We start from the raw sequence: 23,452 nt of genomic DNA, 5'->3' as shown, positions 1-23,452 counted from the left end.
CTTTATTTTTTAGAATGGAGTTTTTTATGAAAAAGATAAAGAAAAGGGAGAAATTAAATAAAACTGAAAATAAAGAAGAATTGCGGCTTTGTTGCGGAAGTGATTTGTATAAAAATACAATTGAAAGCTATGTAAGGAGACGAACAACTGTAGAAGATAAGTTAAGCGGTAAAAATAAAAAAGATTTATAATATCTTAAAGAGATTCCACAACTGTGTTATAATTTTTATAGATTAAAATTTTTAACTTGAAAGGACATTAAAATGGGAGTATATGGAGTAATAAGCGGTAAGGGTGGAGTTGGTAAATCTTTAGTTACCAGTCTTTTAGCAGTTGAAAGTAATAGAAGAGGTCTTACAACAGCAGTCTTAGATGGGGATTTAACAGGACCTTCAATACCTAAGGCTTTCGGGCTTAAAGATAATCTTTTAGGTGTAGATGGTTTAATTGAACCTGCTTTAACAAAGACCGGAATTCAAGTAGTTTCAGTAAATTTAATGCTTGATGATCCGTCTCAGCCGGTACTTTGGAAGGGTCCGTTATTAAGCGGTGCAATAGATCAGTTTTGGAAGGAAACAAATTGGAAAAATGTGGATATGACTTTTATAGATATGCCTCCCGGAACAGGAGATATTGCCATGAAAGTAATGACTGATTTGCCTTTAGACGGTTTGATTTTAGTTACTACGCCACAGGATCTGGTTCAAATGATTATGAAAAAAGCGGCAAATATGGCGATTAAATTAAATATACCAATAGTGGGTTTAGTGGAAAATATGAGTTACTATATATGCCCCAACTGTAATGCAAAGCATGAAATATTTGGACCGTCACAAGTTGAAAAGGTGGCAGAGGATTTCAATATTTCAAACTATGCTAGTTTGGGAATGAGTGAAAAAGTTAGAGAACTGGTAGACAAAGGTCAAATTGAGGACATAGAGGAAACTGGTCTGGCTTCAATAATTGACAATTTAATTATAAATGGGTAATAAAATAAGCAGGGGTTTAGGTAATAACTCCTGCTTATTTGTTTTCCCAATATTCATCAATTAAAAACTGTATAGGCTCGGAACAGTTTTTACCTTTACAGTATCCCGTACCTGCTCCTGTTCTATCCATTATGGATTCCAAATCTTCGCATCCATGTTCAATTGCTCTTTTAATTTTGTACCTGGTTATGGATTTACATGTACATACCTTAGTTAGTTTATCCATAATAAGTTGTTCTTTATCTTCCATTGTCTACCTCAAATGTTTAGTTTCTCAATAATTTTTTATTGGAGGTAAATTAGTATTAAATACTAATTATAATAAGTTAAAATAAACAATTTACAAAATCATCTTAACAAGGTAATGCTTTTTATTTTATTGATATAGATGAAATTTTAGAATTAAAATTTATTTAACTTTACCTCCATTATTATTATACTCAATATGTATGGTGTTTAAACAAAGTGGAAAATCAAAAAAATCCTCACCTATAAGGTGAGGAAAGTTTTACGTTTTTACGCTATGTTTATGTTTTTAGCTTGTAATCCTCTATCAGATTGTTCAACATCAAAAGTAACTTTTTGACCTTCTTCTAATGTTTTAAAACCATCTCCTTGAATAGCGGTGAAGTGTGCGAATACATCATCTCCGTTATCTTGAGAAATAAAGCCGAAACCCTTTTCAGAGTTAAACCATTTTACAGTACCTGTAGACATAAAAAAATACCTCCTTTTAAAAATATTGTAATAATAACGAATCCATAAAGAGGTATTAAAATACACAGCTATTTGTTTCACATTTATTACTGTTAATTAGTATATCACTAATAATTTATAAAAGCAAGTTAAGAATAAAAGGAATTATTGTTTTAGGAGTTAACAAAATTAGTAGTATAATAAATTGTGTTCAAATAGTTCAGTGGTCAAAAAATAAAATAATAAATATTTTATTTTCCTTGACTATAAAAACGGGATGTGCTAATATTGTATAAATTTATTAGTGAAGGAATTCGAAGTTATGAAAACTTTATTTTTTGCAGCTGAATATTTTTTTTATTACTTTTTCTATTTTTTAAAGAAAAAGTTGTTTTGCTGCTATAAAAAGTTTATTTAAACTATAATTTAGAATTTTAGTACCATATAGATATAGTTACTTTAAACTCCGCAGGAAACAACTGTGGAGTTTTTTTATTTTATTAAGGAGGATAGAGATGATTACAGTATTAAAAGAGGAAACAACGGAAAAACAGAGAAATGAATTAATTAGTTGGCTTGAAGGATTGGGATTAAGGGTTCATGTTTCTGTGGGAGATTATAAAACTGTACTTGGACTAATAGGAGATACCAGCAAAATAGATGTAGAGATGTTGGAAGTTTTAGATATTGTGGAAAAAGTTACGAGAATTACGGAGCCGTTCAAAAGTGCAAATCGAAAATTCAATCCTAAAAATTCAGTAATAGATGTAAAGGGAACTAAGTGCGGTGATGGAAACTTTATAGTTATAGCTGGACCTTGTTCTGTGGAATCAGAGGAACAGATTGTGGAAATAGCTAAAAAAGTCAAGGCATCAGGAGCAAGTATGTTAAGAGGCGGAGCTTTTAAACCGAGAACTTCCCCTTATGACTTTCAAGGGTTAAAGGCCGAAGGGTTGGAGTTGTTATTAAAGGCCAGAGAGATAACCAATCTTCCCATAGTTACGGAAATAGTAAGTATTAATCATATTCCTCTTTTTGAAGATGTTGATGTAATTCAGGTGGGTGCAAGAAATATGCAGAACTTCGAATTATTAAAAGAACTGGGGAAAACTAATAAGACTATACTTTTAAAAAGAGGTTTTGCTAATACTATTAAAGAATTTTTAATGAGTGCGGAATATATTATGTCAAGCGGTAATGAGAATATAATACTTTGTGAAAGAGGTATTAGGACCTTTGAAACCTATACAAGGAATACTTTGGACCTATCGGCGGTTCCGCTACTTCACAATTTAACACATCTGCCTGTTATAGTAGATCCAAGTCATGGGACTGGGCGTGCCAATTTAGTAAAACCGATGGCGGCTGCGGCAACGGCTTGCGGAGCTGATGGTCTTACTATAGAGGTTCATAATAATCCTAAGGAAGCTCTTAGTGATGGAGAACAATCATTGACTCCTGAGGAGTTTGAAGATGTAATTAAACAGGTTAATAAAATTAGAGAGGCAATAGTATGAAAGTAGGAGTAGTAGGTCTTGGCTTAATAGGAGGTTCAATTGCCAAGAGATTTAGAGAATTAGGTAAAGAAGTTTTTGGCTTTGACAGTGACAGAACTATTTTAGATTTTGTGAAATTATCGGGAGATATAGATGATGAATTAACTGATGACAAAATAGGAAAATGCGATTATATTTTTTTGGCAATTTCTCCAGATGAAAGTATAGATTGGTTAAGAGAAAATTCTAAAAACTTAAATTCTAAAACAGTGGTAATTGATTGCTGCGGCACGAAGAGAAAAATTTGTAAGGAAGGATTTGAAAAGGCTGCTCAATACGGTTTTACTTTTATTGGCGGTCATCCAATGGCAGGAAATCACAAAGGCGGCTTTAAAAATAGCAGTGGTGATTTATTTAAAGGGGCTTCAATGGTTTTAGTTTTTAAAGAACGTAAAGATTTTAAATTAATGGTTGAAGTAAAAACAACTTTGGAAGAATTGGGTTTTTTAAAAATAATAGTCAGTTCAGCCGAAGAGCATGATGAAATAATAGCCTATACGTCTCAAATGCCCCACTTGGTTTCAAATGCCTTTGTAAAAAGTAAGACGGCACTAATTAGTGACAGGTTAATTTCCGGCGGTAGCTTTAGAGATTTTACGCGAGTTGCATACTTAGATGAGGATATGTGGACGGAGTTATTTATGGAAAATAAAGACAATTTAAAGTATGAACTGGATATTTTAATAGAAGAGCTTAACAGATATAGAAGTGCAATTGAAGCCGGCGATGAAACTAATCTAAGGGATTTATTGGCGGAGGGAAAGAATCGGAAAGTAGAGGTTGAAAAGTATGGAACTGGAACACTTGGGAAGTAGTGTAAAGGATATAATTTCAGGAGATACACTGCTTGTTATTACTGATAAAAATATAGAGAAATTGTATTTAAAAAGCTGTGTAAAAAGTCTTGAAGAAGCGAATTATAAAGTAAAAACGTATATAGTGGAGGCGGGAGAGGATTCAAAAAATCCCAATACCTACTTAAATATAATAAATTATATGGCTGAAATTCCCATGACCAGAACTGACGGTGTAGTAGCTCTAGGGGGAGGAGTAATCGGAGATTTATCCGGCTTTGTAGCTGCAACATATTTAAGGGGAATAAAAATAATCCAAGTACCGACAACTCTTTTGGCTTTAGTTGATTCTTCAATTGGAGGAAAGACGGGAATAAATTTAAAGGCGGGAAAGAATTTACTGGGAGCCTTTCATCAACCTAGTTTAATATTTAAAGATATTTCTCTTTTAGAAACTCTACCTAAAGAAATATTTTCAGATGGAATGGCTGAAGTTATTAAGTATGGCATAATAGCAGATGAAGAGTTGTTTAATATTTTAAGAAACAAAGAAAATATAGCTACTAAGCTTGAAGAAATAGTAAATAGGTGTGGAGAAATTAAAGTTCGTTTTGTAGAAGAAGATGAGTTTGATAAAGGAATTAGACAAATACTAAATTTCGGTCATACTATAGGTCATGCAATTGAAAAGAGCAGCAATTATGAAATAGGTCATGGTATTGCAGTGGCTAACGGAATGGAAATGATATCTGGAATTTCCGTTAAAAAAGGGTGGTGCCCTTTAGACGTGGCGGAAGAAATTAATGATATACTTTCAGATTATGGACTTTTACTTAGTGAAGAAAAATTAAGCAACACAATTTTAGGAGAAGTTAACATACCTGAATTAAAGAAAAGGCTTTATAAGACTATGAAGTCGGATAAAAAACGAAAGGGCAATGAAATAGATATAGTTGTTCCTGAAAAAATTGGAAAGTGTCTGCTAAAACGAATTACTATTGAAGAATTAGGAGAATTATTGTGAAAACTATAGAGATTATATCTTCAAAATCCATAGCTCATAGGGCTTTAATTTGTAACTATCTTTCAGGCGGAGAATATAAAGTTATTTATAATGAAAAGTCTCAGGATATAGATGCTACTGAAAAATGTTTAAAGGCTCTTACTCTTAATAAAAAGGAATTGTATTGTGGAGAAAGCGGTTCAACTTTTAGATTTTTACTGCCTTTGTTGGCAGCACTGGGAAGAGAGGGTGAATTTTATACGGAGGGAAGACTTCCAAGTAGACCTTTATCGCCTCTTTATGAAGAGTTATTATCTCACGGTTGTACTTTAAGCCCTCAGGGTGAAGTGCCTTTTAAAATAAAGGGACAGCTTGAGGGCGGAGAATATAATTTAAAGGGAAATGTATCGTCTCAATATGTCAGTGGCTTGTTAATGGCATTACCGCTTTTAAAGAAAAGCAGCACTTTAAATATTAAAGGACCTTTGGAATCTGAAGGCTACGTAAATTTAACTATTAAAGTTCTTGAAAATTATGGAATAGAAATAAAAAGAGAAAAATTCGGATTTTACATAGAAGGAAATCAAAGATTTATAGCGCCGGGAGATTATTTTGTAGAGGGAGATTGGTCCAATGCGGCTTTCTGGCTGGTAGCAGGAGCAATGCTTGAAGAGGGAATATATTGTAAGGGGTTAAATTTAAACTCACTTCAGGGAGATAGAAAAATTATTGAAATTTTAAAAGACTTTGGTGTGGAAATTAAACTAATGACTGATGGAGTTGTTATAAAAAGAAAATCATTAGAAGCCACAACAATAGATGCTAGTCAGATACCCGATTTAATACCTGCCGTTGCCCTACTTGCAAGTAGAGCAAAAGGTACAACTGTCATTAAAAATGCAGCAAGACTTAGATTAAAGGAGAGTGACAGATTAAAATCAATTTCAAATGTTTTAGGTATTTTAGGTGTGGAAGTTGAAGAACTTAAAGATGGCTTGGAAATAGCGGGAAGTAAAAAACCTTTAAAGGGAGGAGAGGTTAACTCCCATGGAGACCATAGAATAGCTATGATGGCTGCAATTGCTTCAATTGAATCGGCAGAGAAAGTGAAAATTTTAAATTCAAAAGCAGTTGAAAAATCTTATCCAAGTTTTTTTGAAAAGTTAAAAGAGTTGGATTTAGATAAAAATGTGGAAAGGGGTTAGAGATGGCTTCAATATATGGAGATTTTATAAAAGTATCAATATTCGGTCAATCGCATTCCGAGGCAATAGGGGTAAGCATTCACAATTTGCCAGCAGGCTTTGAAATAGATATGGAAAAATTACAAAGTTTTTTAAATAGAAGGGCACCCGGTAGAAGTAAGTACACCACTTCAAGAAGAGAAGAGGATATTCCGGAATTTATAAGCGGCTTAGTTGGAAACAGGACTTGTGGAGCTCCCTTAACTGCAATAATTAGAAATACAAATATTATTTCCAAGGATTATGATGTAATTAAAGATGTGCCAAGACCTGGACATGCTGATTACTCGGCTCATATTAAGTATGGAGGATATGAGGACTATAGAGGCGGAGGTCACTTTTCAGGTAGACTTACGGCACCTCTTTGTATAGCAGGCGGTATTTTTATTCAGATTTTAGAAGAACAGAAAATAGAGATAAATTCTAAAATACTGGAGATAGGTGGAAATGCCAAAGAGCCTTACTTGGAAATAGAAAGAGCAATGAATGACGGAGATTCAGTAGGTGGAATTGTACAGTGTGGAATAAAGGGTTTAAGAGCAGGCATTGGGAGTCCCATATTTGACGGAGTGGAGAATAAAATTTCTCAAGCTGTCTTTGGAATTCCCGGCATAAAGGGAATTGAATTTGGAGAGGGATTTGCCATAGCTAAGTTAAAGGGCAGTGAAAGTAAGGATGAGTACTACTATGAAGATGGAGAAATAAAAACTAAGACAAATAATAACGGGGGCATATTAGGAGGTATAAGCAACGGAATGGATATAGTGTTTAAAGTTGCAGTAAAACCTACTCCTTCCATTTCTAAGGAGCAGGATAGTATAAGTTATAGCAAAGGTGAAAACACTGTTCTTTCTGTAAAAGGAAGACATGATCCCTGTATAGTTCCAAGAATTTTACCTTGTGTTGAAGCGGCAGCAGCAATGGCGATTTTTGATTTATTAATGGGAGAGTGTAATGTTAGATAAGTATAGAGAAGAAATAGATAGATTAGATAGTGAAATAATCAAAAGCTTTGAAAGAAGAATGGAAATATCAAAGGAAATTGCACAGTATAAATTAAAAATTGGAAAACCAATTATGGATTATTCAAGAGAAAGAGAGAAGCTGGAAAAAATAGCTTCAATGTCTTCTGAAGATATGGTGCATTATACGAATATACTTTTTAACACTATTATGGATTTAAGTAAGGACTATCAAAGAAAATCTCAAAAGAAAATCTCAAAGTTAGGTGAAAAAGTTAATACAGTGTTAAATGAAACAGATAAACAATTTCCAATAAGAGCAACTATTGCTTGTCAAGGAGTAGAAGGAGCCTATTCGCAACAAGCCTGCGATAAAATATTTAAAATTCCTAAAATCGATTATGTTAAAAGATTTGATGATGTATTTGAAAAAATCAGCAGCGGGGAATGTAGATATGGCATATTACCACTTGAAAACAGTACTGCCGGTTCTGTAAATAAAGTATACGATTTAATGATTAAACACAATTTTTATATTGTAAGAAGTGTTAAATTAAAAGTGGACCATTGTCTATTAACAAAAGAAGAAATTGATAGAGAGGAAATAAGGGAAATATTCTCTCATGAACAGGCAATACTTCAATGTGAAGAATATTTAAAAAAATGTCCAAAGGCGAAAATAACTGTATGTGAAAATACTGCTGAGGCGTCAAAAATGGTCTCAGATTCAAATAGAAGAGATGTAGCTGCTATTTCATCTTATTCCTGTAGTAAAATTTATGACTTGAAGTGTTTGGAAAGAGATATTCAGGACAGAGATAATAACTATACCAGATTTATTTGTATAAGTAAGAATTTGGAAATATATCCCGGAGCTAACAAAACCAGTTTGATGATGGTACTGCCTCATAGGGCAGGGTCTTTATATAAAATACTTTCTCGAATTAATACTTTAGGTATAAATTTATTAAAGTTGGAAAGTAGACCTATTCCAAAGCGGGATTTTGATTTTATGTTTTACTTTGATTTAGATGTGGATGTATATTCAGAGGAGTTTTCAGAATTTATAAATCAATTGGAAGAGTTAAGTGATGAATATAAGTACTTGGGAAGTTATATGGAAATATAGTGGGAGATGTTATGAAAAATTTTGGTTTAATTGGAAAAAAATTGGAACACAGTTATTCACCCTTAGTTCATAAAATGTTGGGAGATAATATTTCGGGAAGTTACAATTATGAACTTTTAGAAGTTGAAGAAGATGATTTGGAAACTTTAATAAAAAATGATAAATATAGCGGTTTTAACGTTACTATTCCCTATAAGAAACTTGCCATGAAGTACTGTGATGAGATTTCAAAAGAAGCTCTTGAAATAGGAAGTATTAACACAATAGTTAAAGTAGATGGAAAAATTAAGGGATATAATACGGATTACTATGGTTTTAATTATCTTTTAAAATCCAATAATATAAATCCTGAGGGATTAAAGTGTATTGTGCTGGGAAGTGGGGGTTCATCACTTACGGTACAGGCTGTACTTAAGGATTTAAAGGCAAGAGAAGTTGTGGTAATATCTCGCAGTGGAGCAAACAACTATAAAAATCTAAACTTACATTATGATGCGCAGATTATAGTCAATACTACTCCTGTGGGAATGTATCCCAATAGCGGAGTAAGTTTATTGGATTTAAGCAAGTTTGAGAATTGTAGGGGAGTTGTGGATTTAATTTACAATCCCCATATGACTAGGCTTTTAATAGATGCAAAAATTAAAGGAATTCCCCATGTGGGAGGACTTGAAATGCTCGTTGCACAGGCTAAAAAATCAAGCGAGTTATTTAAGGGGTTTAAAATTAATAAAAATGAAATAAAGCGAATAGTCGGAAACGTAAAAGATGAAACTTTAAATATTATATTAATTGGGATGCCCGGCTCGGGAAAATCTCATATTGGAAAGATGATGGCAGAATCCTTAGAAAGAGAATTTTTTGATACGGATAAATTAATTGAAAAGAGAGAGGGTATGAGTATTCCTGAGATATTTGAAAAAAGAGGCGAAGAATACTTTAGAAGGGTAGAAACTGAAGTTTTAAAGGAAGTTTGCAAAGAAAAAAAGGCCGTTATTTCAACAGGTGGCGGAATAGTTACAAGAGATGAGAATTATCCCATTATTAGAGAAAACAGCGAAATATTCTGGATAAAAAGAGATTTAAAGGATCTTGAAGTAAAAGATAGACCTATTTCTTTAAGTACTCCTTTGGAAGAATTATATGAGCAGAGAAAAGAGCTTTATAAAGCGTGGAGTGATAAAATTATTGATAATCCAAAAGGTTCAAATTATTCTTTTGGAATTATTAAAGATGATTGCTATATAGATAACAGATGGAGTGTACTTGTAATTAACGGACCTAATATTAATATGTTGGGAATTAGAGAAAAAGGAATCTATGGAGATAAAAGCTACAATACTTTAAATAAAATGATTCAGGAAAAAGCAAATAAGCTGAACATAAAGCTGGAAATTTTTCAATCAAATCATGAGGGGGATATTGTTGATAAAATTCAAGAATCATATTTTAAAGGTTATGATGGAATTGTTATAAACCCTGCAGGATATACTCATACCAGTGTTGCAATCTTAGATGCTATAAAAGCTGTTCAAATTCCTACAGTGGAAGTTCATATTTCAGATGTAAATAACAGAGAAGATTTCAGAAAGGTATCCTATGTTAGAGAAGCTTGTGTGGAGAGTATTTCTAACAGAGGTTTTAAGGGATACCTAGATGCCATTGATTTCTTATATGAAAATTACAGTGATTAAAAAATAAATACCTCGGGTGTACTTCACGGGGTATTTATTTTTATATATGAAGGGTAGAAATAAAACAACAGTAAATTTGGAGGATGAAAATGATAGATTTAAGAAGTGATACTCTTTCAATGCCTACAAAGGAAATGTTGGAGTCCATTACCATTGATAAATTAGGTGATGCAGGAAGATTGGACAGTTACGGAAGAGGAGAGGATAGAGCGGTAAATGAATTGGAGGACTATAGCAGTAATCTGTTAAAAAAAGACAGGGCTTTGTTTTTTTCTTCAGGTACATTGGCAAACAATGCTGCGCTTTTAACCCACTGTAATGCTGGAGATAAAGTTTTAATAGATGAGATAATACATATTTATAAAAGTGAAAAGTTTACCTTTACTAGCAAGGGAGGTAATTTAACGCCCTTATTTTATAAGTTAGATGAAAATGGAACTCCAAGTATTGAAAGCTTAAGGGAACAACTGGAGAATAATAACGTAAAACTTTTGATAATTGAAAACTCTCATAATTTTGCCGGTGGAACTTGTATAACTTTGGAAAAGTTAAAGGATATAAGTGATGTTGCTAAAGCCTATAATGTAAAAATCCATATGGATGGAGCCAGACTTTTTAATGCAGCAGAGAGTTTAAATGTTAAACCGTGGGAAATAGTAAAATATGTGGATTCAGTTATGTTTTGTCTATCAAAAGGCTTGGGTGCTCCAATGGGTTCTTTACTTCTCGGAGATTTTAAGTTTATCCAAAAGGCAACTGAAGTGAAGAAAATGTTAGGTGGAAATATGAGACAGGCAGGAGTTATAGCTTCTCCCGGCTTATATGCTTTAAAAAATAACTTAAAATTTTTAAGAGAAGATAATGAAAATGCAAAACTTTTTAGCAAGTTACTAGATAATATTAAAAATGTAAGAGTGCAGAAAAATGTAGAGACTAATATTGTAATGTTAGATGTTAAAGATAGCGGTTTGTCTGCTGAAGAATACTGTAGTCGTTTAAGAGAAAAAGGACTTTTAATTAGACCTGTACTGGAAAATAAAGTGAGACTTGTTTTTTATAAGGATATTTCACGGGAGGAAACTGAAAAAGCTGCGAAAATTATATTGGAACTAGATGATGAACTATGATCTTTCAAATGTTAAAAAGACGCTTTAGGTTTATAAACAGTAAAATAAGGTAAATATATTATAAAGGAGATAATATAAGGAGGTTGTTTTTATGAAGTATGAAATAGTACAAGATTTTCCTAATGATATACTTTTTGAAAAAGATGAAGTATGTATATCTATTTATCAACCTACGCACAGACATAAAGAAGGAAACCAGCAAGATAAGATAATGTTTAAAAATCAAATTCAAAAGGCTGAAAGGAGTTTAGAACAAAAATTTTCTAAAAGAGAAGTTGAAAAAATTTTGGAGCCGCTCTATAAACTGGAACAGGACTATGATTTTTGGAACAATACAAAAGATGGTTTAGCTATTTTATTAAACAGAAACAAATGTGTAATTTATAATTTATATAGGTATATAAAGGAATTTACTGTGGTATCAGATAGTTTCCATATAAAACCTCTAATAAGGGTTTTCCAATCTACGGATAAGTACTATGTATTAGGGCTTAACAGACAAATATTTAAATTGTATTATGGAGATAGGTACGGTCTTAGAGAATTGAGTTTTTCAGAAGATACTCCTATAAAAATAACTGATGTTCTAGGAGATCAATATACTTCTCCAAGTATTTCAGTATCAGGGTCGGGGGCTATGTTTGGAACCGGAAGCAGAAAAGATGAAATTGCCAAAGATATTGAAAAATATTTAAGATATATTGATAAATTTGTTTGGGAAAATTACTCTAAGCCATTTAAAGCTCCTTTAGTTCTCGTTGCCTTAAAAGAGTATCAAGGAGAGTTTAGAAAACTTTCTGCAAATAAATACCTAGTGGAAGAGGGAATTTTTAAAGATTTTGAAGCTTTGGAGCTTGAGGAAATCAGAAAAGAATCTTGGAAAATTATTGAAAAAATGTACTTAGATAGAACTGCGGAATTAGTAGAGCTATACAATAATGCAAAAGCCAAGGACTTAGGAAGCGAAGATTTGGAAGATGTAATTAAAAAATCTTTAGAGGGCAGAGTAGATACTGTGCTTTTGGAATCGGATAAGATTATTCCCGGAAAAATTAATAAGGAGACAGGAGAAATTGAAGATAAACCTCTTGATGACGTAGAAACAGGAGATCTTCTAGATGCAATAGGAACATTGGTTTTGGGAACAAAGGGTGAGGTAGTAATGCTACCAAAGGAGAGAATGCCTACAGAAACCGGTGTTGCAGCAATATATAGATATTAAAAATAAAAAGGTTTTATACCTTTTTATTTTTTTAAATTCATAAGTAGAATAAGTTAAATTAATTATGGGTAACAAGTAACTAAGAATAGTAGTAAGTTGTATTTTAGATAAGGTGGTGTCAAATATGACTAATAATCAAAAAAGAGCACATGATTTAGCTATTAAGTGTATTGAGTTGTCTTTTAATTCAAAGCTAAAATTTACATCAACTGATGCCGACTCCATATATCAAGATTTATATAGAGTTTATGTTGATGTATATGATGAGTTTTTGGAAGCTTTAAATAGAAGCTATCCTGACGGAATGTACTAACTTTATTGAATTACATAGAAAAATTAAGGCGCTTTAAGACAATAGTGCCTTAATTTTTATTTAGAAATGAAAATATAGATTAGGGGTTAATATTTAAGAAGTCAATTGGGAAGAATTATTAAAAACATAAATTTTAAAGAGGTGTGAAATGAAAAAAGTTGCAATTGTATATGCGTCAATTCACCATAAAAATACAGAGAAATTATTGTTTAGTATGAAAAAGAAATATCCTATAGATTTATTTAATATTCTAAATACTGAGGTGAAAGACCTTTCTGAGTATGAAATGTTGGGCTTTGCCTCTGGAATATATTTTTCAAAGTTTCATAAATCAATTTATGAATTTCTAGAGGGAAATGAAAATCTTCCTGAAAATGTATTTCTTATATACACAAGTGGAGATGGAAGTAAAAGAAGTGGAAAAAAGTTTTCTAAGGTTTTAAAAGATAAAGGATTTAATGTAAAGGGAGCTTTTAACTGTAAAGGATATGATACCTTTGGGCCTTATAAATTAATAGGGGGAATTGCTAAAGGACGTCCAAATGAAGAAGATTTTAAAAAGGTAAATGAATTTTTAGAAAATATTTTATTAAAGGATTAGTAGTTATACTAATAATGAAAAATACTACTAATTAACTGGTGAAGGTAATGAGTAAAACTAAACTTCAATTAATTTTGAATATGGCAGTTAAATTCGGCTTGGGATTTTTAATTATAGGATTCTTACTATTTTCTACAGCAGGTACTGTGAAGTATATTAACGCTTGGATTTATATTTCTTCAATGGCTGTTTTAATGTTATTTTTTGGGATTTATTTATTAGTAAAAGAACCGGAAACCTTGAAGAGAAGATTGCTTTCTAGAGAACCTAATAAAGAGCAAAGAGTAAACATAATCTTAAGTGCTTTATTTTTTATATTAACTTTTATACTGGCAGGATTGGACTTTCGATTTAAATGGTCTACTCCTTCTGTTAAATTAGTAATTATTTCCTTAGTATTAATGATTGTCGGTTATGTAATTTATACAATTGTAATATTGCAAAACACCTATGCGTCAAGGATAGTTAAGGTTGTTGAAGATCAAAAGCTGATAAGTGAGGGGATTTATTCTTTAGTTCGTCATCCCTTATATTTTTCCACACTTCTAATATTTATACCAACTCCTTTAATTTTGGGTTCATGGTATGCGCTTATACCAATGGTGTTTTATCCCATAATTATAATAAAGAGAATAAAGGAAGAAGAAAATCTCTTAATTAAGGAACTAAAGGGATATGAAGAATATACGGAGAAAGTAAAGTATCGTTTAATACCTTTTATTTGGTAGTTTACAAATTTTAAGAAAACATCGTTCTAATATTTTTGTAAACATATACAATTAGCAAAAAGTTTAAGTCCTATAAATGTTACGAAATACATAGAACCAGTTTAAATATTCATTTTTATGGAGACTGTCTTTTAAATAGATAAAATTGAATTCTCTAATAGCACTGAGTTTGGGAATATTTAATTTACATAAAGTTCCTTCCTGAAGTTCTTTTTTAACAGCTGCTTCATATAAAAAAGTAATCCCTAAATTATTGGCAACCATTTTTTTAATTGCAGACATATTGCCGATTTCTATAATATTTTTAAAGTTTTTCAAAGAAAAATTTTGCTGATGTAAAATATTTTCAAATACCTCCCTTGTTCCTGAGCCTGCTTCTCTAATAATAAGTGAATGTTTAAATATTTCTTCAAGTGAATTTTCTTTAAGTAAGTTAGAATTAGGAGCGCATACTCCTATAAAATTTTCGGAACTCAGAAATTCGTAGCCGTATTTAAATTTATCAAAGGCTCCTTCAACTAAAGCAAAGGAAATAGTTCCTTGAAGCAGTTTTTCCAAAAGTTGCTGAGTATTAGCAACACTCATATCGATTTTATAGTCAGGATTTTTCTTGAATAAAACAGATAGTATGTCCGGCATAATATATTCTCCAATAGTTAAGGTGGCGCCGAAGTGAATAGGTTTATTATTCTTTTCTCTACTTAGAATATGTTCTTTAAAATAGTTTTCATCAGAGATTATCTTAGTTAAAAATTCTTTAAGCTTTATACCGTTTTCTGTAAGAGCTACTTTTCTATTCTTGTATTCAAATAGATTACATTTATAGTATTCTTCAAGATATTTAATATGTTGAGTAACTCCTGGTTGAGTAATGTTCAATTTTTGAGCAGTCTTAGTGTAATTTAAAAGTTCACTTAATACTAAAAAAGTTTCACAACGATAATCAAGCAAATATTCCACCTCATTATAAAATTAAATTATAGTAAAATAATTTTTAATGATTAGATTTTATCATTGGAAGAAAGTATAATCAATAGTGATAGTCAAAAAATAAAGAATGAGGGAGAAAATGGATAAATTAAAAAAATATTTGCCGGGAATTATACTGGCAACGGCAGTTGCTATTTCTGCAACATTGTTAAATGATTTTATTCCTAAGGATATTTTAGGAGCTACTTTACTTGCACTTATTATAGGTATGTTGTTAAATCCCGTTGTAGAAAAATTTGGTTTTTTCAATGATGGCATCAACTGGGTTTCTAGGTTTATATTGAAGTTGGGAATAATTTTAATGGGAATCAATTTAAGTTTTCTTCAAGTACTTCAAGCGGGAAAGTACGGATTGCTTTTAATGGCTTTTACACTTACTACTTCCTTTGCAGTGGCTCAAGTGTGTGGGAAAATATTTAAAATTAATTGGAAGTTGACAAACTTACTAGCTGTCAGTACTGCAATTTGTGGAGGTACTGCTGTTGCAACATTGGGACCTACAATTGAAGCTGAGGAGAGAGATATTGCCTATGCCATATCAGCAACATTTCTCTTTGACATAATAACTGTAATATTATTTCCGATAATTGGTCGTATGTTGGGACTTTCAGATACAGGATATGGATTATGGATAGGAACTGCGGTAAATGACACTTCATCTGTAGTAGCGGCAGGATATGCTTTTTCCGATGCGGCAGGAGCCCTTGCGACAATAGTAAAACTTACTCGGACATTGTTTATAGTACCTGTAGTTCTTGTATTTTCTTGGATTAATGCAAAGAAGAAAGCCCAAAGTGCCTATGCGACAACAATTAATAAAGTTAAAGTCATGGAGATATTTCCATGGTTTATATTATTATTTTTAGTAGTAGTCGGAATAAAAAGCACCGGCATCATCCCTGAAGTTGCCGTTGGAAGTATATCAAACATATCTAAACTGTTTTTGGCCATGGCACTTGCCTCAATAGGTATGAAAACCAGTTTAAAGGAAGTGGCAGGCGTGGGTATTACGCCGATGATTGCAGGAGTGATTATAGATACTTCTGTAGTAATAGTTGCGCTTTTTGCTCAAGGTATTATTTTAGGAGCTTAAAAATTAAAGAGTACAAAAGACAAAGCTTTCGATTAATTAATCGAAAGCTTTTGCTGTTACTTGCTTGTTTTTAAAATATATTGATATCTTTCTTCTGCATAGTCCCAGTTGATTACGTTCCAAAAAGCGTTAATATATTCAGGTCTTCTGTTTTGATATTTTAAATAATATGCGTGTTCCCAAACGTCTAAACCTATTATAACTCTCTTACCTTCCATTACAGGGTTATCTTGGTTAGGAGTAGATTCAATGGAAACTTTTCCGTTATCATATACTAACCATGCCCAACCACTGCCAAAACGACTTGCGGCAGCATCGCTGAATTTAGATTTAAAATCTTCAAGACTTCCAAAGTTTTCCTCAATAATTTTCTTTAAATCTCCTACAGGTTCCTTACTTCCACCTGGAGCTATTAATTTCCAAAACAATGAATGGTTATAGTGTCCGCCGCCATTATTTATAACAGCTTGTCTAATATTTTCAGGTAATTCCTTATGTTTTAACAACAATTCAGGGAGTTTAAGTTCCTGAAGTTCAGGATTATTTTCCAAAGCGCCGTTTAATTTATCAACGTAGGTTTGATGGTGTTTAGTAAGGTGAATCTCCATAGTTTGAGCGTCAATGTGGGGCTCTAAAGCATCGTATTCATATCCTAATTCCGGTAATTTATAAGTCATTTTAATTCCTCCATATAATTTAAATTTATTTAATATTTAAACAGAAACAATCTGTAATTATCTGTAGTCTTTATATACCCAGCCAAGATAATGATAATCATTATTGTTAAAATATTTTATAAATTAATTTAAAAAGATAAATTTTGTTGAAGTCTATTAATATAAAGAATTAATAAAATAATTGCTTTAACTGTTGTTAAATAGAACTATTTTAGATTTATAATTAAAAATATATTTTAATGTTAAAGGTTATTTTAAGACATGAGTATAATATTATAGGAATTTTTAAGTGGTGCAAAAAAGCTCCTCTTATTTTAATAAGAGGAGTTTATAGGCTAATTTTTTTGGTGTCTTTACTTTGGATAAGAGCTCCCAAAATTGTAAATACTATAAAGAATATTATTGACGGTACTAACCAAGGAAATCCGCTTTTAGCAAAGGGCAGCATTTCAATATAGCTGTATAATTTATCAAACATATTGAAGGTACTGTGTAAAGCATCAATTAGTCCAATAATCCCTGCACTTATAACAGGACCTACATAGCTTAAATCATATTTAATATAGTTATCAAAAAGGGTCAAGAATATTAGGACAATAATAATTGGGAAAATAGTTAGTAACATTGGAGTTGCTAATTTGACTATTCCGGAAACTGACAATAATGATATTAAAGTACTTACTATTATTGAAATTCTTACTACGCCTATATAGGATATTCTACCTTTTGATGTATAGTTGAAAAAATTACCAGCTGTGGCAATTAAACCCACAGAAGTTGTTAAGCAGGCAAGGGTAACCGCAACTCCCATTATTATTTTACCTGTGTTTCCGTAAATGCTGTTAATAGACTTTAAAAGAAGTAATACTCTATCAGTTTCAGGTATGGAAGATGTTGTGGCGCCTACAAAGGCAAGCCCTCCATATATAAACATCAATAAAACTCCTGCTACAATACCAACTTTTATAATCATATTTTTTTGTTCTTTTCTAGTTGTATAGCCTTTACGTATTAAATCTGTAAGGACTATTCCGCACATTAAAGGCGAGCCTAGAGCATCCATAGTTTGGTAACCTTCAGTGAAACCGAAATGGTATGGATTTGTCATATCTGTTTCAACGATTGGACCTATGGGAATGAAAATACATTTTATAATAATTGCGGCAAGTACTATTAATAAACCGGGAGTTAAAAATTTCCCTATAATATTAATTACATTACTTTCATTCATACAAAAATAATAGGTTACAGCAAAAAATATAATAGATGTACCAACCATGGCCATATTTGAATAATTCGAATTTATATAGGGTTTTATTGCTATTTCAAAAGTTGTGGCAGCAGTTCTAGGCACAGAAAGTATTGGACCTATAAGCAATATTGCAATAGCTGAAAGAAAAATCCCGAATCTTGGACTAACTCTTTTACCTAAGTCTTCAGGGCGTCCGCCTACAAGGGCAGTTGCAATAACTCCCAATATGGGCAGTACTGGGTCAGTTGATAAAAATCCGGCAGTTGCAATGCTCCACCTTGAACCTGCCATATTCCCAAGCATAGGAGGAAATATTAGGTTTCCTGCTCCAAAAAAAATAGCAAAGAGTGCAAATCCCATAATTAAAATATCACGTTTTTTTGAATTCATTAAAGTCTCCTAAATTTAGCGTTAGTATACTTGAAAATTGAAAAATTTTAAAATTGATCTAAGTATATTAATTATTTTATTAATTTAACTTATATAGTTTATAATGGGAATTGTAAAAATGTCAAGTAAAGTAAAGTGTAAATAAATGGTACGTAGTGTTTCAAAGATAAGAGTGGTATAATAAATAAACCATGATGTGTAGATAAGGGGAGTACTTATGGAAGAATTATATGAAGAGATATATGAGGATTTATATGTTACCCTTACGGGGTTAAAACATTATGAAGCCTCTAAGTTACTTGAAATTGGGATGAAATTAATAGGAATTAAAGATTATAAAAATAAATATGATCAAGATGCAATTGTAGTAGTAAATGAGGATATGTATATTGTAGGTTATGTTGCCAATAGTCCTTATACAGTAATTAAAGGTACTAAAAGTGCCGGCAGAATATATGATTATTTAAATTTGGGCGGCTATCTTGAAGTTATGTTTATAACTAAAGATTCTGCAATATGTAAAGTTTTAAGTAGTGATATTTCAGATGTATTGGATTTTTTAGACTCTACAACTATGGAAAATATTTTTAATGAATTTAATATTGATGATTAGAATTTAAAAACCCCTGTGGAAATCAGGGGTTTTTGTGAATTATCTTGCTTACCTGCATTGCAGGTATGAAGAGTTGAGTTTTCAATCTCTTCATAATCTAAGATAATGGTACCGAAATTAATTAATGACCATGACAGTGTTTATGGTTGTGATTATGATTATGCTTATGGTTCTGACATTCGCCTCCATTTTCATGTCTGTGGTTGTGATTATGTTTATGATGGTGTTCATGATGGTGGTTACAGTTTGCTTCCATATTCACGGTAAGCTGACCTTTTATAAAGGAATTAACCTGTTCATCAGCGCTGCCTGTAGCACCTGCGTAAATTGAAATGCCGGCTTCTCTCAATGCATTAACGGCACCTCCGCCAATACCTCCGCAAATAAGTGCTTCTATATTTTTTTCTGTTAAAAAATCAACTAGAGCTCCGTGACCTGATGCAGGTGTCTCTAAAATACTTTTTTCAACAATATTTCCGTTTTCAATTTCATAAATTGCAAAGAATGGTGTTCTTCCAAAGTGGGGAAAAACTTTTTCATTTTCAAATGTTACTGCTACTTTCATTTCATTCTTCCTTTCTATATTTGTGTTTTCTTCTAATAATAGTTCATAATTCCCTCCATCAATTAGTAGGGGAATTCCCTCTACAAGTGCACGAGCTACTTTTTTTCGTGCTGATTGGAGTAAGTATTGCACACTTTGTCTTGATATTTCCATTGACGCTGCGGCTTCTTGTTGTGAAAGGCTCATATAATCTACTAATCTTAAACATTCCCATTCCTCTAAATGTAAAATTAGTTTTGAATTAGGTAAGTCTTTATATTCATCTGATGGAGACCAAGAATTAAGCGAAGGTTGCGACCTTATTATTTTATTTTGAATTTGTCGTGCCATAAAACCTCCTATTTATTATTGGCTTATGCTAATAATAATATAAAAAACTATTATAGTCAAGAGGATTATAGTATAATAAATATATATTTTTGAAAAGTCTAGCTTGATAGGAGGAAAATAAAATGATACCTATAATAGTAATATTAATAGTTATAGCTTTGGTAGTTGTTTCAATGTACAACGGATTTGTAAAACAAAGGGAAATGGTGAGAAATGCAAAGGGGCAAATTGCTACGCAAATAGAATCAAGATGGGATGCCATTAGTAGTTTAATTGAAGCTACAAAATTATACCAAGAACATGAATATGAGTTGTTAAAGGAAATTACAGACAGCAGAACACATGTAAGCAGAGATTCGGAAGTAAATGACTTTGAAAAAGAAGAAAATTTATTTGGACAGGCATTGGGAAGAATTAACGTAGTTGCGGAGAATTATCCGGATTTAAAAGCTTCAGAAGTATATAGAGACACTATGACTCAAATAGGGAAATATGAGGATAACGTAAGACATTCACGAATGATTTATAATGATACTGTTACTAAGTACAATACCAGTGTTCAAAGTTTTCCGAATAGCCTTATTGCAAGTGTTTTTAATTTCACGCAAGAGGAGTATTTTAAAACTACTGAAAACAAGGAGAATATGCCTTCTTGGTAATATTTAAAATTAAAGAGGCTAATATGAAAAATAAATATTTAAAATTATTTTTAATGTTGTTCATCATATTTATATTTCCATCAAAAAGTTTTGCTACGGAGTTGTATGATGTAGATATTACGGTGGAACTTCAGGAAAATGGAGATGCCATTATAAACAGCAAGTGGAATTATTATGATGATGACAATACGGAACATTATATTGTAATTGAGAACTTAGCTGATTCTACAATAGTGGACTATACAGTTTATTACAATGGACAACCTATGGAGTTTGTAGATAACTGGGACATTGATTGGTCTTTTGAGGAAAAGGCCGGGAAATATGGATTTGTTAAAACTCCCAATGGATATGAATTGACCTTTGGGAAAACTAATTATTCCAATAATGAGTTTGTAGTCCAGTATAGAATAACAAATTTTGTAAAACAGTTAAATGATTATCAAATGGTATACTGGGAATTTATAAATGATGATTTAGCGGAACCACCTGAAAATGCAAACTTAAAAGTATATGCTAACAACCTTGAAATAAATGAAAACAATTCTAAAATTTGGACTTTTGGTTTTGAAGGAGAGAAATACTTTCAAGATGGCGTAATTAATGCAAAATCGACTAAAGGTTTTTCAAAGAGTAATTATTTAACTTTATTGGTACAGTTTGAAAATGGAATTTTTAATACTGATTCTGTAATAGATGAGGATTTTGAATACTATAGAAACTTGGCCTTTAAAGGATCTGATTATGTAGATATTGGAACTTCAATTTTTTTAGCCGTACTATTTGCGGGAATTATCTTATTAGTAATATATCTCTTAAATAAGAGGGCGAAATATGTGCGTTCAGCTGATTATGAAGGTACAAAAGTAGATAAATTAGTTCTAAATAAGAAAAATTTAAAGGGAGAATATTTTAGAGAGGTTCCCTATAATGGAAATATTGGAGATTTGTTTTTAATATTTAACACCAGTTGGGAAAACTCTTTAGAAAATTATATTTCGGCATATTTTTTAAAGTGGATAAAAGAGGAAAATATAGAAGCTTTAAAGGATACCAAAGGTATGTTTATAAAGAAAGACACGATTTCTTTTAAAATCTTAAATGAAAATTTGAAAAGTGAAGATAAAGTAGAAAAATATATATACTCCATAATTTTAGAAGCATCTAAAGGAGATGGAGTACTAAATGAAAACGACTTTAAAGAGTGGGCTAAGGAAAATTATGAAACTCTTGAAAGTAAGTTAGGAGATTTTAAAGATATTTCAAGAAATATATTAAAAGATAGAGGTTATTTAGAAACAGAAGTACAGCTAAACAGATATTCAAAGTACTTGTATACAGTATATAGTGAAAAGGGAAAAGAACTTTCAGAAAACTTAGTTAAGTTTCAACAGTACCTTAAGGATTATTCTCTTTTAAATTCCAGAGATTCTTATAATGTTCATATATGGGATGACTTTTTAATTTATGCTTCTCTATTTGGTATTGCTGAAGAAGTGAGAAGGGAGTTTGAAAATATATATCCAAATTATTATAAAGAGACAACTTATGATTTAGCTGCAATATATTATATAAATATGTATTCACGAGGATTTAGTTCTACCTATTACGATAGAATTTCAAGTTCCAGTGCAGGAGGAAGTGGATTTTCCAGCATTGGAGGTGGAGGAGGTTCCTTTGGCGGAGGTTCCGGAGGAGGTTCGAGATAAAAAATAGAGGCTGTTGACAATAAATATGTCTGCAGCCTCTATACTTTAACTTATAATTAAATTTTTAGCTAAAAAAATGATTTTATTACAAAAAATCAAAGTGTTTCTATAGTAAATCTTAATTGGAGATATAGTTTCTGTAACAGCGGAAATTTTATCTGCAACACACACTACCCAACTTTCAAGATACCTTGGAGGAAGAGGATTTAACGGAAACATATGTCTTAAAATTATATCTTCCTCAACCCTATTAATTTCAAAATCTTCCTTTGCATTTTTCAAAGCTACTTTCGGATGATTTATACCATGTAGTACTGCTTTATTTTTTGTATCATGCCAATCATATAGGAAATAATCATGGAGCATGGCCCCTTTAATCAAGTTTGAATGATTTACTTTTAATCTTAAGGTATTTGAAATTTTACAGCTTAATAGAGCAACTTTGTAGGAGTGCTCAAAAACAGTAGTGTTACCATGTTGTATATACTTTTTCATTTCGAAAAATCGTCTTTGAGCTTTAAGTTCATCTATTTTACTTTCAACTAATTCTTTATAGATTAAATTATTTTCTTTCATTGAACATCACCAGATTTCTTTTATACTTAAATTATAAATCAGTATTCACTAAAAACAATTAAAAAGATATTAAGGTTTAGTAAAGAAATTTTAAAAAATTAAAATTTTTCATATAAAGTCTCAAGGGAAGTCTTTAGTCTTTTGATTTTCTCTCTATTTACATTTATATTTGATTGACTGTAAAAATCTGAAAATATATTATCTACAAAAATATCTAAAAAAGTATTAATACTGCTATTTTTAAATTCAAAATCATAGTATATATTTGCTTTTTCTAATTCCTCAGATAAAATATTTAACTCTTTTTTCAATTTGTTGAACTTTCTCTCGGCGTCACTTATTCTACTGTGTTTCATAAGACTGGTAAGGCCCTTGCCTTTAAAAATATCAAAAATTCCCCAGTTTTTGGCGGAGTTTAAATCTTTTTCAATGTCTTCAATATCCTTTAAAATTTCTTTTATATGTTTTTTAATAGGAACTAAATTAGACATACTACCACCTCCTACTTTTATAATACCACAATATTTTAAACATTAAAAA

Annotated in this window: 26 protein-coding genes and 1 pseudogene; 19 read left to right on the top strand and 8 right to left on the bottom strand. The window is 31.4% G+C overall.

All coding sequences use genetic code 11. The features are described 5' to 3' along the window. Window positions 1–26: 26 nt before the first annotated feature. Complete coding sequence (locus tag EF514_RS10825) at window positions 27–191, top strand: hypothetical protein (protein WP_164845566.1); 165 nt, start codon at window positions 27–29, stop codon at window positions 189–191. 72 nt (window positions 192–263) lie between these two features. After that, window positions 264–989: a P-loop NTPase gene (locus tag EF514_RS06995; RefSeq protein WP_127724725.1), complete on the top strand. Its 726-nt coding sequence runs from the start codon at window positions 264–266 to the stop codon at window positions 987–989. 34 nt (window positions 990–1,023) lie between these two features. Here the strand turns inward: EF514_RS06995 and EF514_RS06990 are convergent, their stop codons facing one another. Beyond that, window positions 1,024–1,239: a (2Fe-2S)-binding protein gene (locus EF514_RS06990; protein WP_127724724.1), complete on the bottom strand. Its 216-nt coding sequence runs from the start codon at window positions 1,237–1,239 to the stop codon at window positions 1,024–1,026. A gap of 266 nt (window positions 1,240–1,505) precedes the next feature. Then, window positions 1,506–1,706 (bottom strand): cold-shock protein, encoded by a 201-nt coding sequence (locus EF514_RS06985; RefSeq protein WP_127724723.1) that lies wholly within the window; start codon window positions 1,704–1,706, stop codon window positions 1,506–1,508. 494 nt (window positions 1,707–2,200) lie between these two features. Between EF514_RS06985 and aroF the strand changes: the two genes are divergently transcribed. The 13 genes and pseudogenes from aroF (at window position 2,201) to EF514_RS06925 (ending at window position 14,058) form a co-directional block, all read left to right on the top strand. Further along, entirely contained in the window at window positions 2,201–3,202 is a 1,002-nt protein-coding gene (aroF, locus tag EF514_RS06980; protein ID WP_127724722.1) for a 3-deoxy-7-phosphoheptulonate synthase, read from the top strand. Next, on the top strand, window positions 3,199–4,056 hold the full coding sequence (locus tag EF514_RS06975) for a prephenate dehydrogenase (protein ID WP_127724721.1): 858 nt from the start codon (window positions 3,199–3,201) through the stop codon (window positions 4,054–4,056). The genes aroF and EF514_RS06975 overlap by 4 nt, the downstream gene beginning before the upstream one ends. After that, window positions 4,031–5,059: a 3-dehydroquinate synthase gene (aroB, locus tag EF514_RS06970; RefSeq protein WP_127724720.1), complete on the top strand. Its 1,029-nt coding sequence runs from the start codon at window positions 4,031–4,033 to the stop codon at window positions 5,057–5,059. Before EF514_RS06975 ends, aroB begins: the two co-directional genes overlap by 26 nt. After that, window positions 5,056–6,243, top strand: a complete 1,188-nt coding sequence (gene aroA, locus EF514_RS06965; protein WP_164845565.1) for a 3-phosphoshikimate 1-carboxyvinyltransferase — start codon at window positions 5,056–5,058, stop codon at window positions 6,241–6,243. The genes aroB and aroA overlap by 4 nt, the downstream gene beginning before the upstream one ends. 2 nt (window positions 6,244–6,245) lie before the next feature. After that, window positions 6,246–7,247, top strand: coding sequence for a chorismate synthase (locus EF514_RS06960; protein ID WP_127724718.1), 1,002 nt, complete (start codon window positions 6,246–6,248; stop codon window positions 7,245–7,247). Further along, window positions 7,237–8,373, top strand: coding sequence for a bifunctional chorismate mutase/prephenate dehydratase (locus tag EF514_RS06955; RefSeq protein WP_127724717.1), 1,137 nt, complete (start codon window positions 7,237–7,239; stop codon window positions 8,371–8,373). Before EF514_RS06960 ends, EF514_RS06955 begins: the two co-directional genes overlap by 11 nt. 11 nt (window positions 8,374–8,384) lie before the next feature. Further along, a pseudogene (locus tag EF514_RS10920) lies at window positions 8,385–9,563 on the top strand (shikimate kinase); the annotation flags it as partial. Between the two features lie 54 nt (window positions 9,564–9,617). Further along, window positions 9,618–10,067 (top strand): type II 3-dehydroquinate dehydratase, encoded by a 450-nt coding sequence (aroQ, locus tag EF514_RS10915; protein WP_276317178.1) that lies wholly within the window; start codon window positions 9,618–9,620, stop codon window positions 10,065–10,067. A gap of 89 nt (window positions 10,068–10,156) precedes the next feature. Further along, the gene (locus EF514_RS06945) at window positions 10,157–11,194 is read left to right on the top strand and encodes a threonine aldolase family protein (RefSeq protein WP_127724715.1); all 1,038 of its coding nucleotides are present in this window, start codon (window positions 10,157–10,159) and stop codon (window positions 11,192–11,194) included. Window positions 11,195–11,285: 91 nt separating this feature from the next. Continuing rightward, complete coding sequence (locus tag EF514_RS06940) at window positions 11,286–12,416, top strand: baeRF3 domain-containing protein (protein WP_127724714.1); 1,131 nt, start codon at window positions 11,286–11,288, stop codon at window positions 12,414–12,416. Window positions 12,417–12,540: 124 nt separating this feature from the next. Beyond that, a complete protein-coding gene (locus EF514_RS06935; protein WP_127724713.1) occupies window positions 12,541–12,729 on the top strand; it encodes a hypothetical protein in 189 nt (62 codons plus the stop codon). Window positions 12,730–12,877: 148 nt separating this feature from the next. Then, window positions 12,878–13,330, top strand: coding sequence for an NADPH-dependent FMN reductase family protein (locus tag EF514_RS06930; protein ID WP_127724712.1), 453 nt, complete (start codon window positions 12,878–12,880; stop codon window positions 13,328–13,330). A gap of 47 nt (window positions 13,331–13,377) precedes the next feature. Then, window positions 13,378–14,058 (top strand): methyltransferase family protein, encoded by a 681-nt coding sequence (locus EF514_RS06925; RefSeq protein ID WP_127724711.1) that lies wholly within the window; start codon window positions 13,378–13,380, stop codon window positions 14,056–14,058. 63 nt (window positions 14,059–14,121) lie between these two features. On the opposite strand, the gene EF514_RS06920 is transcribed toward EF514_RS06925, so the two are convergent. Further along, window positions 14,122–15,009: a LysR family transcriptional regulator gene (locus EF514_RS06920; protein WP_164845564.1), complete on the bottom strand. Its 888-nt coding sequence runs from the start codon at window positions 15,007–15,009 to the stop codon at window positions 14,122–14,124. Between the two features lie 118 nt (window positions 15,010–15,127). Between EF514_RS06920 and EF514_RS06915 the strand changes: the two genes are divergently transcribed. After that, window positions 15,128–16,141 carry a YeiH family protein gene (locus EF514_RS06915; RefSeq protein WP_127724709.1) on the top strand — a complete coding sequence of 338 codons (1,014 nt, stop codon included), beginning with the start codon at window positions 15,128–15,130 and terminating at the stop codon, window positions 16,139–16,141. 56 nt (window positions 16,142–16,197) lie between these two features. Here the strand turns inward: EF514_RS06915 and EF514_RS06910 are convergent, their stop codons facing one another. Together EF514_RS06910 and brnQ are read right to left on the bottom strand one after the other, a co-directional pair. Then, window positions 16,198–16,818, bottom strand: coding sequence for a superoxide dismutase (locus EF514_RS06910; protein WP_127724708.1), 621 nt, complete (start codon window positions 16,816–16,818; stop codon window positions 16,198–16,200). Between the two features lie 328 nt (window positions 16,819–17,146). After that, window positions 17,147–18,460, bottom strand: a complete 1,314-nt coding sequence (brnQ, locus tag EF514_RS06905; RefSeq protein ID WP_127724707.1) for a branched-chain amino acid transport system II carrier protein — start codon at window positions 18,458–18,460, stop codon at window positions 17,147–17,149. A 217-nt stretch (window positions 18,461–18,677) separates the two neighbouring features. Between brnQ and EF514_RS06900 the strand changes: the two genes are divergently transcribed. Next, window positions 18,678–19,073, top strand: a complete 396-nt coding sequence (locus EF514_RS06900; protein ID WP_205666388.1) for an HIRAN domain-containing protein — start codon at window positions 18,678–18,680, stop codon at window positions 19,071–19,073. Between the two features lie 121 nt (window positions 19,074–19,194). Here the strand turns inward: EF514_RS06900 and EF514_RS06895 are convergent, their stop codons facing one another. After that, window positions 19,195–19,968, bottom strand: a complete 774-nt coding sequence (locus EF514_RS06895; RefSeq protein ID WP_127724706.1) for a NifB/NifX family molybdenum-iron cluster-binding protein — start codon at window positions 19,966–19,968, stop codon at window positions 19,195–19,197. Between the two features lie 122 nt (window positions 19,969–20,090). Here EF514_RS06895 and EF514_RS06890 point away from each other — a divergent pair, with 122 nt between their 5' ends. Then, entirely contained in the window at window positions 20,091–20,627 is a 537-nt protein-coding gene (locus EF514_RS06890; protein ID WP_127724705.1) for a LemA family protein, read from the top strand. A 23-nt stretch (window positions 20,628–20,650) separates the two neighbouring features. After that, the gene (locus tag EF514_RS06885) at window positions 20,651–22,336 is read left to right on the top strand and encodes a DUF2207 family protein (protein WP_127724704.1); all 1,686 of its coding nucleotides are present in this window, start codon (window positions 20,651–20,653) and stop codon (window positions 22,334–22,336) included. Between the two features lie 45 nt (window positions 22,337–22,381). Here EF514_RS06885 and EF514_RS06880 read toward each other — a convergent pair whose 3' ends face one another. Together EF514_RS06880 and EF514_RS06875 are read right to left on the bottom strand one after the other, a co-directional pair. Then, the gene (locus tag EF514_RS06880; RefSeq protein WP_127724703.1) at window positions 22,382–22,912 is read right to left on the bottom strand and encodes an HD domain-containing protein; all 531 of its coding nucleotides are present in this window, start codon (window positions 22,910–22,912) and stop codon (window positions 22,382–22,384) included. Window positions 22,913–23,010: 98 nt separating this feature from the next. Beyond that, a complete protein-coding gene (locus EF514_RS06875) occupies window positions 23,011–23,403 on the bottom strand; it encodes a hypothetical protein (protein ID WP_127724702.1) in 393 nt (130 codons plus the stop codon). Between the last annotated feature and the right edge of the window lie 49 nt (window positions 23,404–23,452).

The sequence above is a fragment of the Anaerosphaera multitolerans genome, assembly GCF_004006535.1.
Taxonomy (GTDB): domain Bacteria; phylum Bacillota; class Clostridia; order Tissierellales; family Peptoniphilaceae; genus Anaerosphaera; species Anaerosphaera multitolerans.
Note: the sequence above shows the minus strand (reverse complement) of the source record. Positions and strands in the feature narration are given on the sequence as shown.